Origin of the sequence: Bradyrhizobium sp. 61 (assembly GCF_023073075.1) — a bacterium.
GTDB classification, from domain to species: Bacteria; Pseudomonadota; Alphaproteobacteria; order Rhizobiales; family Xanthobacteraceae; genus Bradyrhizobium; species Bradyrhizobium barranii.
Genome location: NZ_JADPIU010000021.1, coordinates 16,890 through 29,664 on the forward strand (window position 1 = coordinate 16,890; position 12,775 = coordinate 29,664).

Genomic DNA, 12,775 nt, shown 5'->3' on the forward strand with positions numbered 1-12,775 from the left:
CCATGTCCAGCGCCGCCGCCATCGTGGCGGTGTCGTTCGCCGTCTCGGCGCCGGTCCGCGCCGCCGACGACGCCGCGATCCAGAAGTGGATTGCGGAATTCCAGCCCTCGACGCTGTCAAAGGACGAGCAGAAGAAGGAGCTGGAGTGGTTCGCCAAGGCCGCCGAGCCCTTCAAGGGCATGGAGATCAACGTCGTCTCCGAGACCATCGCGACCCACGAATACGAGTCGCAGACGCTGGCAAAGGCGTTCTCCGAGCTCACCGGCATCAAGCTCAAGCACGACATCATCCAGGAAGGTGACGTCGTCGAGAAGCTGCAGACCCAGATGCAGTCCGGCAAGAACGTGTACGACGGCTGGATCAACGACTCCGACTTGATCGGCACGCACTTCCGTTACGGCCAGACCATCGCACTGTCGGACTACATGACCGGCGAGGGCAAGGACGTCACCGATCCCCAACTCGACGTCAACGACTTCATCGGCAAGTCGTTCGGCACCGCGCCGGACGGCAAGCTCTATCAGCTGCCCGACCAGCAGTTCGCGAACCTCTATTGGTTCCGCTACGACTGGTTCACCAACCCGGACTACAAAGCCAAGTTCAAGGCCAAGTATGGCTACGAGCTCGGCGTGCCCGTGAACTGGTCCGCTTATGAAGACATCGCCGAGTTCTTCACGAACGACATCAAGGAGATCAACGGCGTCAAGGTCTACGGCCATATGGACTATGGCAAGAAGGATCCCTCGCTCGGCTGGCGTTTCACCGACGCCTGGCTGTCGATGGCCGGCAACGGCGACAAGGGCATCCCGAACGGTCTGCCGGTCGACGAATGGGGCATCCGCATGGAAGGCTGCCGTCCGGTCGGCTCCTCGGTCGATCGCGGTGGCGACACCAACGGTCCGGCCGCGGTCTACTCGATCACGAAGTATCTGGAGTGGATGAAGAAGTATGCCCCGCCGCAGGCTCAGGGCATGACCTTCTCCGAATCCGGTCCCGTGCCGGCGCAGGGCAACATCGCCCAGCAGATGTTCTGGTACACCGCCTTCACCGCCGACATGGTGAAGCCCGGCATCGCCGTGATGAACGCGGACGGTACGCCGAAGTGGCGTATGGCTCCGTCGCCGCACGGCTCGTACTGGAAGGAAGGCATGAAGCTCGGCTACCAGGACGCCGGCTCGCTCACGCTGTTGAAGTCGACCCCGGCTGACCGCCGCAAGGCGGCCTGGCTCTATCTCCAGTTCATCGTTTCCAAGACGGTGTCGCTGAAGAAGAGCCATGTCGGTCTCACCTTCATTCGTGAATCCGACATCTGGGACAAGTCGTTCACCGAGCGTGCGCCGAAGCTCGGCGGCCTGATCGAGTTCTACCGCTCGCCCGCGCGCGTGCAGTGGACCCCGACCGGCAACAACGTGCCTGACTATCCGAAGCTCGCGCAGCTCTGGTGGCAGAACATCGGCGATGCGTCGTCCGGTGCGAAGACGCCGCAAGCCGCGATGGATGCACTCGCGGCTGCTCAGGACTCCGTCATGGAGCGCCTCGAGAAGTCCGGCGTGCAGGGCGCCTGCGGTCCGAAGCTGCACAAGAAGGAGACCGCCGAGTTCTGGTACGCCAAGGCCCAGAAGGACGGCACCATCGCGCCGCAGCGCAAGCTCGCCAACGAGAAGCCGAAGGGTGAGACGGTCGACTACGACACGCTGATCAAGTCGTGGCCGGCGTCCCCGCCCAAGCGCGCGGAAGCGAAGTAAGCGGCGCGTAGCGTCATCAACACGAAAGGCCGGGAGCGATCCCGGCCTTTTTCTTTTGGTGAGTTAGGCGCTGTCCCCGCATCGTCATTGCGAGCGCAGCGAAGCAATCCAGAGTCTTTCCACGGAGGCAGTCTGGATTGCTTCGTCGCTACAGTGCAAAATTGCTTTGCAATTTTGTCACGAGCTCCTCGCAATGACGGAGGATGGAGCGACGGCGCAGCCTTACTCCGCCGGCTCGGCCGCGAGAGTCGGATAATCCGTGTAGCCCTTCGCGCCGCCGCCGTAGAACGTGTTCTTGTCCCAATCGTTCAGCGCCGCGCCCGTCTTCAGCCGCTCGACCAGGTCGGGGTTGGAGATGAACGGCTTGCCGAAGGCGATGAGATCGGCTGCGTTCGCGTCCAGCACCTTGGTGGCGAGATCGACGTCGTAGCCGTTGTTGGCGATGTAGGCGCCGGTGAAGCGCTTGCGCAGGCCCGCATAGTCGAACGGGGCGATGTCGCGCGGGCCGCCGGTGGCGCCTTCGACAACGTGCAGATAGACCAGCTTGAGCGCGCTGAGGCCGTCGACGACGTGATCGAACAAGGCCTGCGGATCGGAGTCGGAGAGATCGTTGGCCGGCGTCACCGGCGAGATGCGGATGCCGGTGCGGTCGGCGCCGGCCTCGGCGGCGACGGCCCTGGAGACCTCCAGCATCAGCCGCGCGCGGTTTTCGATGGAGCCGCCGTAAGCGTCGGTGCGCTTGTTGGCGCCGTCCCTCGCGAACTGGTCGAGCAGATAGCCGTTGGCGCCGTGGATCTCGACGCCGTCGAAACCGGCCTCGATCGCATTCTTCGTGGCGCGCTTGAAGTCGTCGATGATACCGGGAATTTCAGACAGCTCGAGCGCGCGGGGCTCGGAGACGTCGGCGAAGGTGCCGTTGACGAAGGTCTTGCCCTTGGCGCGGATCGCGCTCGGCGCCACCGGGGCTGCGCCATTGGCCTGGAGATCGACATGCGAGATGCGGCCGACATGCCAGAGCTGGATGAAGATCTTGCCGCCGCGCTCATGCACGCGGTCGGTGACCTTGCGCCAGCCGGCGACCTGGTCCTTGCTGTAGATGCCGGGCGTGTCCTGGTAGCCCTGGCCCTGCTGTGAGATCTGGCTCGCTTCGGTGACCAGGAGACCTGCGGAGGCGCGCTGGCCGTAATAATCGGCGGCAAGCGGGCTCGGCACGAACGTGCCGGGCGCGGCGCGGTTGCGCGTCAGCGGCGCCATCACGAGGCGGTTGGCCAGCGTGATCGGGCCGAGCTTGTAGGTCTCTAGCAATTTGGTCGGACGGCTCATGGGAATGCTTCCAGGCGGTGACAGATCACGAACACTTGTGCATCGCGACAATCAGCGCAAGGGAGGAGCCATACGGAAAGTGCAGGCGAGCTACGCGGCCTGGCCCGCGTAGCATGATTCATGTGCAATCCCGGCCATGACAGCGGGTTTGCGCTGCCACGGCCTGCGATCCCTCAGTTCGCGCCGAGGAAATCGCGCTTGCCGATCTCGACGCCGTTGTGACGCATGATGCCGTGGGCGGTGGTGGCGTGGAAATAGAAGTTCGGCAGCGAGACCCCGCTGAAGAACTGCTGGCCCTTGAGCGTCATGGTCCGGTCCGGGCCCGCCGGGAAGGTCACGTCCTTGGTGTCGGCGCCTTCGAACTGCTCCGGCTTGTACGATTTCACGTAGTCGATCGTCCTGGCGAGCCGCTGCTTCAGCTCCTCAAACGTCTTTTCCGTGTCGGGCATCGAAGGCACCTCGCTATGGGTCAGCCTGGCGCAGCCCTTGGCGGCGAAATCGCTGGCGAGCTGGATCTGCTTCGACAGCGGCAGCATGTCCGGGAAGAGGCGCGAGCCGAGCAGGACGCCCGGGTCGATCTTTTTGGCCGCGCAATGCGCCTCGGCTTTGGTGAGCAGGCCGGTCAGGCTGTTCAGCATTTGCAAGTACGCGGGGACGACGGCGTCGTGGAAGGACATGTGATGCTCGCTTGTGAATGGGAAATCTCAGGAGAAACCTGAGCCACTCACATGGGAGCATCACGGAAAATTACAATCGCGAGAGCGGCTTGTGCGGTGCGAAAATTCTACCGGATCATCCCCGCCGGCTGCGCCTGGGCCGTGCCGCCGCGCATCCGCGCGAGCAGCTCGGCGGTCGGCCAGGAATCGGCGGGCAGGCCGTATTTGATCTGCATCGCCTTCACGGCGGCGCGGCTCTGCTGGCCCAGCACGCCGTCGACCTTGCCGACGTTGAAGCCGGCCTGGACCAGGAGCTGCTGCAATTGCTTCAGCTCGTTGAACGGCAGTTGCGCGACCGGTTGGGCCGGCTTGCGCATCGGAGCCGCGCCCGCGATGCGGGTGGCGAGATAACCCGCGGTGGTCGAATAGATCAGCGAATTATTCCACTCGGTGTAGGCCGCGAAATTCGCATACGCCATGAAGGCAGGTCCATTGCGTCCCATCGGCAGCAGCACGGACGCCGCGAGATTGTCGTTTGGCAGCGGACGGCCGTCGGGATAGGTGACCCCCAACTGCGCCCATTTCGCGCGCGGCTGCTGCACCGTGAGGTCGGTCTGATCCCAGGGCAGGTTCTGCGGCACCTTGATCTCTTCGAGCCACGGCTCGCCGCGCCGCCACTTCAATCCGTTGGCGATGTAGTTCGCGGTCGAGCCGATCACGTCGTCCTCGCTGCGCAAGAGATCGCGCCGGCCGTCGCCGTCATAGTCGACGGCGTAGTTGACGTAATGCACGGGCAGGAATTGCGTCTGCCCGAGCTCGCCGGCCCAGGAGCCGACCATCTCGTCGGGTGTGAGATCGCCACGGTCGATGATCTTCAGCGCGGCGATGGTCTCGTTCACGAACATCTCCGAGCGGCGGCAGTCATAGGCCAGCGACACCAACGATTTCAGCGTCGGCAGATTGCCCATGTTGACGCCGAAATCGCTCTCGAGGCCCCAGAACGCGGCGATCACCGCCGGCGGCACGCCGTATTCCTTTTCGGCGCGTGCGAACGCAGCCGCGTGGCTCTTGATGTGCTGCTGGCCGTTCTGCATGCGATAGGGCGCGGCCATGCGGCCGGCAAATTCGGTGAAGAGCTGGCCGAACACGCGCTGGCCGCGGTCGCGATTGACGATGCCCTGGTCGTAGACGAGGTAGGGCGAGGCTTCCGATATCGTCCGCTGCGACACGCCGGCGGTAACGGCCTGCTTTTTCACGTCGGCCAGGAAGCGATCGAAGCTCGCGCCATTGTGGCACGAGGCCGCGCGCGGCGACGGGGTTGTGGCTTTGGGCGCGATGGGCTTGGCGGGTGGTGGCGCGAACTGGGCGGAGGCGGGGAGGGCGAAGGCGAGCAGAGCGGCGGCCGCGATCGCAAATCGGGTCTGGAGCATGAGGTTTCCGGCGGGGAGAAGGGCGCGTGTGGAATCTTGCTAAAGCTTAAGTGAATTGAGCGCCTCAAACCATCCCTTCGTCATGGCCGGGCTTGTCCCGGCCATCCACGCCTTTCGGGCCTTGGGTAGAGGAAGAACGTGGATGCCCGGGCCTTCGCCGCGCCGAAGCGGCTTCGGCCGCGCAGGCGGGACAAGCCCGGGCATGACGGAAATGCAATGTTGGGCATAGCCGCGGCCCCGCGACGCACCTTGAAACCTTGCACCCGGGCCGGGGTCATCCCTACCTGAATAGCGCCGGCCAGAGGTTTGCCCGCGGCCGCCCTGGGAGACGGCCATGAACTATCTGCGTACCGCAATGCTGCTCGCCGGCCTCACCGCCCTGTTCATGGGCGTCGGCTATCTGATCGGCGGCGCCACCGGCGCCATGATCGCGCTCGTCATTGCCGCCGCGACCAATCTCTTCACCTACTGGAACTCCGACCGCATGGTGCTCCGCATGTACGGCGCCCATGAGGTCGACCGCGCCAGCGCGCCGGAGCTGGTCGGGCTCGTCGCCGAGCTTGCGGGCCGCGCCTCGCTGCCGATGCCGCGTGTGTTCGTAATGGACGAGGCGCAGCCCAACGCGTTCGCGACCGGGCGCAACCCGCAGAATGCCGCGGTCGCCGTCACCACCGGCCTTGTGCATCAGCTCAGCCGCGAGGAACTTGCCGGCGTGATTGCGCACGAGCTCGCGCATATCAAGCATCACGACACGCTGCTGATGACTGTTACCGCGACCATTGCCGGCGCGATCTCGATGCTGGCGCAGTTCGGCATGTTCTTCGGCGGCCATCGCGACAACAACGGCCCCGGCATCGTCGGCTCGATCCTGATGATGATCCTCGCCCCGATCGGCGCCATGCTGGTGCAGATGGCGATCAGCCGCACCCGCGAATATGCCGCGGACAATCTCGGCGCGCGCATTGCGGGCCAGCCGATGTGGCTGGCGTCGGCGCTGCTGAAGATCGAAGGCGCCGCGCATCAGGTCCCGAACTACGATGCCGAGAGAAACCCCGCGACGGCGCACATGTTCATCATCAACCCGCTGTCGGGCCATGGTGTGGACAATCTGTTCGCCACCCATCCTTCGACGCAGAACCGCATCGCGGCGCTCCAACAGCTCGCGGCCGAGCTCGGCGCGCAGGCATCTCCGTCGGTCGGTGCCAACGAAAACTATCCGCCGCGGAGCCCGTGGGGGCAGTCGTCCTCACGCGGCCCTTCACCTGGTCCTTCCCGTGGCCCTTGGGGCTGATGCGGAACCGGCCGGAATCGCGCCCGGCTTTGTGCCAGCTTTTGTGACCTGGCGCACACAGGATGGTCCCGGCCGGTGTTAACACCATGGCGAGACTGTTCCTTCGAAAGGGGATGCGTGGCCGGTCCTCTGCCTGCCACGGTCGAAGATGACCAAAGCTGCGGTACCATTGTTGATCGTCCTGGGCGTGCTCATTGGCCTGTCCACGCACACGGTCGTCAATTGCGGGGACGAGGACGAGCCCGACATCTGCTCGGCGGTGATCGGATTCTCGCCGCTGCGGGGATCGCTGATCGCGTTCGCCTATGAAGGGCGCGGTCGGATCGCGTTGCGCCACGGCGACTGGCGGCGGGCGATCGCGGATTTCGACGAGGCCATCCACCTCAATCCCAACCGCGCCTCGCTGTATCGCGACCGGGCGCAGGCGCGCCGGCAGAACGGCGACCTGGAGCTTGCCATCGAGGATTACGACGAGGCGATCGCGCATGATCCCAGGCACGCCGCGCCCTATCACCAGCGCGGTCTCGCGCTCGCCGCCACCGGCGATCTCGATCGCGCCATCCTGAGCTACAACACGGCGGTCCGTCTCGACCCGTCGGATGCGCAGGCCCGCCTCGACCGTGGCCTTGCATTCCTCGCCCGCGGCCAGGCCGACGACGCTCGCGCCGATTTCGAAGCGGCTCTCGCGCTGCCGGCCGGCAAGGACGGCCGCACCCGCGACGCAGCCCGCGCCAAGCTCGCCGAGCTCGCGAGCGCCGAGCCGAACCAGGCCCCCGCGCCGAGGCGGTAGAGGAGCTCTTCTCCCTCTCCCCGTTCTTCCGGGGAGAGGGTTGGGGTGAGGGCGCCGAGGCGGTAGAGGAGCTCTTCTCCCTCTCCCCGTTCTTCCGGGGAGAGGGTTGGGGTGAGGGGCTCTATCCACATGCGCGACTGTCGCGGTACCTGTACCCCCTCACCCGGATTGCATCTGCGATGCAATCCGACCTCTCCCCGCAAGCGGGGCGAGGTGAAGCGTGCGCGCTTACTTCGCCTTCTTGGCTTTTGCCTTCTTGGCCTTCTTCGCCTTTTTCACCGGCTTCTCCTTCGCCTTCTTCTCCACCTTCGCCGGGATCGGCGTGCTGGCGACGAGGCGCATCGAGCGGGCGTAGCTGTCGGCGACGTTGTCGGCGGACATCTGGAGGCGCTTGGCGGCGGCGGTGGCCTGCTCCATCGTGGCCTTGGCCATCATCTTGAAGCGGTCGCCGGTCTCCTTGCCCTTGGCCTTGGCCGCAAGGCCGTTGAAGCGATCCCGGCGCTCCTTGGCGCGGGTCAAAAGGCCCGTATGCAGCTGTCTGGCCAGTTGCCGGATCACGACATCCAGGTCGGCGTCCGCCATGTTGTTCTATCCTCTTAAAACGGTATCGATGCGGGCGGGACTATGCAGATCGGGCCCCGCCTTGGCAATTCCCGGCGGTGCGTCATCCGCAGCTTCCGGTTACCAAACCAAAAAAGCCGCGCATTTTTGCGCGGCTTTCTGGGGTGGCTTGGCGCAGACGCCTTATTTCAGCGAGGCAACCGGTCCGCTCGCCGGTGCCGGATCGGGGTCGAAGCCGAACACGCCGACCAGATATTTGTAATAGTCCGGCATCTTCTCCTTGAGCGCCTCGCGCGACTTCGGGTCGTGGAATTCGCTCTTGCCGGCCAGGAAGATGCTGGCTGTCACGGCAAAGAATTCCATGGGATTCTTCATCGCATAGGATTCCTTGGGTAACATATCCTTGGACTTGGCAAGGGCGAAATAGCCGATCACGCCCTTGTTGGCGTAGCCGTCCGGCAGCAGCCGCGCGTGATAGGCGTGCAGCAGCTCGTGCAGCAGCACGGCTTCCTTCTCGTAGCGCATCATGTCCGGCCGCAGCATGATCACGCCGAGGCCCGAATCGACCGCGAGGTCGACGGCGTTCGGATTGGTCCAGCGCTGCTTGTCGGGGTCCCAGACCGTCAGCGTCCGGGGTGCGGTGCGCTGGATGTCCGGCGTGACCCGGCCGTAGCATGCGGTCGCGGCGCCTTCGTCGAGGCAGGCGAGCTCGCTCGCGACGATCGGAACGGTGTGGAAGAAGCGCAGCACGCGCGGCGACAGGCCGGAAGCTTCGACGACGTCGATCTGCTGCTTCAGATTGTCGGTGAGCTTGTCGACGTCCTTGCGCTCGGAATTCTCCGTCAGGTCGAACATGTAGCCGCGGTAGCTCTGGAAGCCCGGCGGCAGCGCCTGCGCTGCCCCGGCCGACGCGTCGAGCGCTCCGGCATGGGATGGATTGGCGAAGAGCGCGCCCACAACGGTCGCGGTCAGCAGCAGCGCAACGCGCATGATGAACCCCCTGATGTCACTTCACCCGGCAGAATAGGCCGTCGCCGTTTGCGAAAAGTGAGTGGGGCGAGACTAAGGCACCGATGTTGAGGCGTGCTTAACCGTTGGTTGCAGATCGCGGGAATGGATTAGTGCCGGGTTAACCAAGCGTGGATTGGTCGCGCGCTTCGGCGTAGGATCGAAGCCGGGCACATGCCCGACAGCAATAGCCGGAGGAGGATGCCATGTATGCCGCCATCCGTCAGGCCAAGGCGAAAAGCGGGAGCGCCGAAGAGCTGGCGCGCCGCATCAAGGACGGCGCCGTTCCGATCATCAGCGACGTCGACGGTTTCCGTGCCTATTACGTCGTCTATGCCGGCGACGACACGGTCACCGCGATCTCGATCTTCGACAAGTTCGAGCAGGCGGAGGAGGCGAACCGGCGCGCGATCGCCTGGATCGAGAAGGATCTCGGCCCGCTGCTCGCAGGGCATGCGAGCGCCGCAGCCGGGCCGGTGATCGTGCATACGCTGGCGTAGTTGGACGGATCGCTCTCGCCTCACACTCAACTGTCATCGCCCGGCTTGACCGGGCGATCCAGTACTCCGAGACGGCTGTGATCGAACCGATAAGCCGCGGCGTACTGGATGCCCCGTCTTCGCGGGGCATGACAGCGGTGTGCCTCACAACTCCCGTGCATTCGAGAACGCGAAACTCGACACCCGTCTTGTCGTTTCGTCCAGGATCAGCGTGCGCGTGATCGGCGGCTCGGCGCGCTGGGCGCAGTTTTCGCGTTCGCAGAGGCGGCAGTTGACGCCGATCGGCGTGCCCTCCGTTTTCTCCAGATCCAGGCCGGAGGCGTAGACGAGGCGGGCGGCGTGACGGATCTCGCAGCCGAGGCCGATGGCGAAGCGGGGCTGCGGCAGCGGATGCGGCGCGACGGGGCGTCGCACCATCTGCGCGATCGAGAAATAGCGCGTGCCGTCGGACAGCTCGATCACCTGCTTCAACAGGCGATCCGGCGTGTCGAAGGTCGAGTGCACGTTCCACAACGGACAGGTGCCGCCGAATTTCGAGAACGGGAACGTGCCGGAGGAAAAGCGCTTTGACACGTTGCCGGCATTGTCGACGCGCAGCAGGAAGAACGGAATGCCGCGCGCGTTCGGCCGTTGCAGGGTGGTGAGGCGGTGGCAGACCTGCTCGAAGCCGGAATTGAAGCGCTGCGCCAGCACGTGGATGTCGTAGTTCAAGGCCTCCGCCGCGGCGAGGAAGGCCGGGTAGGGCATCATCACGGCCGCCGCAAAATAGTTGGCGAGCGTGATGCGGAACAGGCGGCGCGGCGCGTCGTCGAGCGGGCCGGCACGGCCGATGATGGTCTCCAGGGCTTGCGCGCATTCGCCCAGGCCCAGCTGGAAGGCGAGCTGGAACGCGCGGCCCGGTGGATCGACCAACTCGGAGATCAGGAGCTGGCGGCGATGGCGGTCGAAACGCCTGAGCGTCTCGCGCATCACGTCGACCGGCATGATGCGGGTCTGGATCGAATGCTTTTCGCGCAGGCGTGCGGATAGCGCGGCATAGAGTCCTTCGGCCGGCACGTTCAGTTCGTCGCGAAGCGTTTCCGCGGCCTGCTCCAGCTCCGGAAAATAATTGCGGTTGGCCTCGATCAGCTCGCGCACGCGCTCGACGGGATTGGCCTCATAGCGCGTGCCGACGTCGCGGTCGGCCATGTGCGCCGCGGCCAAGGTCTCGCCCTGGCGGGCCTCGGCATAGGCGGCATAGAGCCGTTGCAGCGCATGGGTGACGCCGGGACAGAGCTCGGCAAGGTCGCGCAGTTCCTGCTTGGGAACGTCGATCTGGCGGAACAGCGGATCGGAGAAGATCTCGTTCAGCTCGGCGAAGAAGCGGTCCTCGTCGGCGGTCGCGAGGTCGCGCAGGTCGAGGTCATAGGTCTCGGCCAGCCGCAGCAGGATCTGCGCCGTCACCGGGCGCTGGTTGCGCTCGATCAGGTTGACATAGCTCGGCGAGATCCCGAGCCCCTCGGCGATCTGCGTCTGCGACAGCCCCAATTGCTGCCGGATCCGCCGGAAGCGCGGGCCGACGAACAGCTTTTTCCCCGAGACGGCGGGCATTTTCTGATCTCCCAAGGGTACGACAAGCGCATCAAGGACAGTCTTATTGACCTATATTCTTTACAAGATTTACAAAATAACATATATTACATGTTCTGATGTTACATGACATCACCATTTGAATACAAGGCCTCTGTACGAACTTCGCTTTCTGGCGTTTAGCTCATGACACGCATTTCGCAATGCACTGTCAAAAATGTCGATGACAAGTTGAGTTGTCATCAGCGAAAGGATCGAGCAGATGAATTACCAGCCCCGTGGCATCAACGCCCTGCAGAGCCCGGCCTCGTATCAGAGCGAGGTCGAGGCAGCCCAGGCGCTCCTCAAGACCCAGCCGACCTGGAACGGGGTGTCCGCCGAGGCCGTCGCGCGCATGCGCCTGCAGAATCGCTTCAGGACCGGTCTGGACATCGCTCGCTACACCGCGGCGCTGATGCGGGCCGACATGGCGGCCTATGACAACGATCCGACCAAGTACACCCAGTCGCTGGGTTGCTGGCACGGCTTTATCGCCCAGCAGAAGCTGATCTCGGTCAAGAAGCACTTCGGCGGCAAGACCGATCGCACCTATCTGTACCTGTCCGGCTGGATGATCGCGGCGCTGCGCTCCGAATTCGGCCCGCTGCCCGACCAGTCGATGCACGAGAAGACCTCGGTGCCCGCGCTGATCGAAGAGCTCTACACCTTCCTGCGCCAGGCCGACTCGCGTGAGCTGAACGACATCTTCCGCAGCCTCGATAAGGCGCGCAAGGAAGGCGACAAGACCAGGGAGAAGGAGCTGATCGAGAAGATCGACAACTTCCAGACCCATGTCGTGCCCGTCATCGCCGACATCGACGCGGGCTTCGGCAACGCGGAGGCGACCTATCTGCTCGCCAAGAGGATGATCGAAGCGGGCGCCTGCGCGCTCCAGATCGAGAACCAGGTCTCGGACGAAAAGCAGTGCGGTCACCAGGACGGCAAGGTCACCGTGCCGCACGAGGTGTTCCTGGCGAAGATCCGCGCCTGCCGCCATGCTTTCCTCGAGCTCGGCATCGAAGACGGTGTCGTCGTGACCCGTACCGACTCGCTCGGCGCCGGCCTGACGCAGCAGATCGCCGTCAGCCACAAGCCTGGCGACCTCGGCGATCAGTACAACAGCTTCCTCGATTGCGAGGAGATCACGCCGGAGAACGCCCGCAACGGCGACGTCATCATCAACCGTAACGGCAAGATGATGCGTCCGAAGCGCTTGCCCAGCAACCTCTACCAGTTCCGTCCCGGCACTGGCGAAGACCGCTGCGTGCTCGACAGCATCACCTCGCTGCAGAACGGCGCCGACCTGCTCTGGATCGAGACCGAGAAGCCGCATATCGAGCAGATCGCCAAGATGGTCGACCGGATCCGCAAGGTGGTTCCGAACGCGAAGCTGGCCTACAACAACTCGCCGTCGTTCAACTGGACCCTCAACTTCCGTTGGCAGGTCTACGACGCAATGAAGGAAGCCGGCCAGGACGTCAGCAAGTACAACCGTGCTGAGCTGATGAAGCCGGAATACGACGACACGCCGCTGGCGAAGGAAGCCGACGAGCGGATCCGCACCTTCCAGGCCGACTCAGCCAAGCGTGCCGGCATCTTCCATCACCTGATCACGTTGCCGACCTACCACACGGCAGCGCTCTCGACCGACAATCTGGCCAAGGAATATTTCGGCGACCAGGGCATGCTCGGCTACGTGAAGAACGTGCAGCGCGCCGAAATCCGCCAGGGCATCGCCTGCGCCAAGCATCAGAACATGGCCGGCTCCGACATCGGCGACGACCACAAGGAATACTTCGCCGGCGAGGCTGCCCTGAAGGCGGGCGGCGCCCACAATACGATGAACCAGTTCGGCTAACGTAC

The 12,775-nt window shown here is 64.4% G+C and carries 11 protein-coding genes; 5 read left to right on the top strand and 6 right to left on the bottom strand.

Translation table 11 applies throughout. The features are described 5' to 3' along the window. The first annotated feature begins 2 nt into the window (after positions 1 to 2). Positions 3 to 1,745 carry an ABC transporter substrate-binding protein gene (locus IVB46_RS08670; RefSeq protein WP_247314660.1) on the top strand — a complete coding sequence of 581 codons (1,743 nt, stop codon included), beginning with the start codon at positions 3 to 5 and terminating at the stop codon, positions 1,743 to 1,745. Between the two features lie 222 nt (positions 1,746 to 1,967). Here IVB46_RS08670 and IVB46_RS08675 read toward each other — a convergent pair whose 3' ends face one another. From IVB46_RS08675 to IVB46_RS08685, 3 genes are all read right to left on the bottom strand, one after another. Further along, positions 1,968 to 3,068: an alkene reductase gene (locus tag IVB46_RS08675; protein WP_247314398.1), complete on the bottom strand. Its 1,101-nt coding sequence runs from the start codon at positions 3,066 to 3,068 to the stop codon at positions 1,968 to 1,970. 173 nt (positions 3,069 to 3,241) lie between these two features. After that, positions 3,242 to 3,745, bottom strand: a complete 504-nt coding sequence (locus tag IVB46_RS08680) for a DUF1993 domain-containing protein (RefSeq protein ID WP_247314396.1) — start codon at positions 3,743 to 3,745, stop codon at positions 3,242 to 3,244. A gap of 107 nt (positions 3,746 to 3,852) precedes the next feature. After that, a complete protein-coding gene (locus IVB46_RS08685; protein WP_247314394.1) occupies positions 3,853 to 5,154 on the bottom strand; it encodes a lytic murein transglycosylase in 1,302 nt (433 codons plus the stop codon). Between the two features lie 334 nt (positions 5,155 to 5,488). Between IVB46_RS08685 and htpX the strand changes: the two genes are divergently transcribed. Then, positions 5,489 to 6,445, top strand: coding sequence for a zinc metalloprotease HtpX (htpX, locus tag IVB46_RS08690; RefSeq protein WP_063985179.1), 957 nt, complete (start codon positions 5,489 to 5,491; stop codon positions 6,443 to 6,445). A 148-nt stretch (positions 6,446 to 6,593) separates the two neighbouring features. After that, positions 6,594 to 7,235: a tetratricopeptide repeat protein gene (locus tag IVB46_RS08695; RefSeq protein ID WP_028158277.1), complete on the top strand. Its 642-nt coding sequence runs from the start codon at positions 6,594 to 6,596 to the stop codon at positions 7,233 to 7,235. A 228-nt stretch (positions 7,236 to 7,463) separates the two neighbouring features. On the opposite strand, the gene IVB46_RS08700 is transcribed toward IVB46_RS08695, so the two are convergent. Both IVB46_RS08700 and IVB46_RS08705 read right to left on the bottom strand, forming a co-directional pair. Beyond that, positions 7,464 to 7,817, bottom strand: coding sequence for a hypothetical protein (locus tag IVB46_RS08700; protein WP_247314390.1), 354 nt, complete (start codon positions 7,815 to 7,817; stop codon positions 7,464 to 7,466). A 162-nt stretch (positions 7,818 to 7,979) separates the two neighbouring features. Further along, a complete protein-coding gene (locus IVB46_RS08705; RefSeq protein ID WP_071916201.1) occupies positions 7,980 to 8,786 on the bottom strand; it encodes a hypothetical protein in 807 nt (268 codons plus the stop codon). A gap of 224 nt (positions 8,787 to 9,010) precedes the next feature. Between IVB46_RS08705 and IVB46_RS08710 the strand changes: the two genes are divergently transcribed. Then, a complete protein-coding gene (locus tag IVB46_RS08710) occupies positions 9,011 to 9,304 on the top strand; it encodes an antibiotic biosynthesis monooxygenase (RefSeq protein WP_014497428.1) in 294 nt (97 codons plus the stop codon). A gap of 144 nt (positions 9,305 to 9,448) precedes the next feature. Here the strand turns inward: IVB46_RS08710 and IVB46_RS08715 are convergent, their stop codons facing one another. Beyond that, positions 9,449 to 10,894, bottom strand: a complete 1,446-nt coding sequence (locus IVB46_RS08715) for an XRE family transcriptional regulator (protein ID WP_063985175.1) — start codon at positions 10,892 to 10,894, stop codon at positions 9,449 to 9,451. A 241-nt stretch (positions 10,895 to 11,135) separates the two neighbouring features. On the opposite strand from IVB46_RS08715, the gene IVB46_RS08720 reads away from it, so the two are divergent. After that, on the top strand, positions 11,136 to 12,770 hold the full coding sequence (locus tag IVB46_RS08720) for an isocitrate lyase (protein WP_247314388.1): 1,635 nt from the start codon (positions 11,136 to 11,138) through the stop codon (positions 12,768 to 12,770). Positions 12,771 to 12,775 lie beyond the last annotated feature (5 nt).

Excerpts from the sequence above, each read along its gene's own strand:
- IVB46_RS08720 (WP_247314388.1), top strand. The coding sequence starts at position 11,136 with ATGAATTACCAGCCCCGTGGCATCAACGCCCTGCAGAGCCCGGCCTCG.
- IVB46_RS08715 (WP_063985175.1), bottom strand. The coding sequence starts at position 10,894 with ATGCCCGCCGTCTCGGGGAAAAAGCTGTTCGTCGGCCCGCGCTTCCGG.
- htpX (WP_063985179.1), top strand. The coding sequence starts at position 5,489 with ATGAACTATCTGCGTACCGCAATGCTGCTCGCCGGCCTCACCGCCCTG.
- IVB46_RS08710 (WP_014497428.1), top strand. The coding sequence starts at position 9,011 with ATGTATGCCGCCATCCGTCAGGCCAAGGCGAAAAGCGGGAGCGCCGAA.
- IVB46_RS08680 (WP_247314396.1), bottom strand. The coding sequence starts at position 3,745 with ATGTCCTTCCACGACGCCGTCGTCCCCGCGTACTTGCAAATGCTGAAC.
- IVB46_RS08705 (WP_071916201.1), bottom strand. The coding sequence starts at position 8,786 with ATGCGCGTTGCGCTGCTGCTGACCGCGACCGTTGTGGGCGCGCTCTTC.
- IVB46_RS08685 (WP_247314394.1), bottom strand. The coding sequence starts at position 5,154 with ATGCTCCAGACCCGATTTGCGATCGCGGCCGCCGCTCTGCTCGCCTTC.
- IVB46_RS08675 (WP_247314398.1), bottom strand. The coding sequence starts at position 3,068 with ATGAGCCGTCCGACCAAATTGCTAGAGACCTACAAGCTCGGCCCGATC.
- IVB46_RS08695 (WP_028158277.1), top strand. The coding sequence starts at position 6,594 with ATGACCAAAGCTGCGGTACCATTGTTGATCGTCCTGGGCGTGCTCATT.
- IVB46_RS08670 (WP_247314660.1), top strand. The coding sequence starts at position 3 with ATGTCCAGCGCCGCCGCCATCGTGGCGGTGTCGTTCGCCGTCTCGGCG.
- IVB46_RS08700 (WP_247314390.1), bottom strand. The coding sequence starts at position 7,817 with ATGGCGGACGCCGACCTGGATGTCGTGATCCGGCAACTGGCCAGACAG.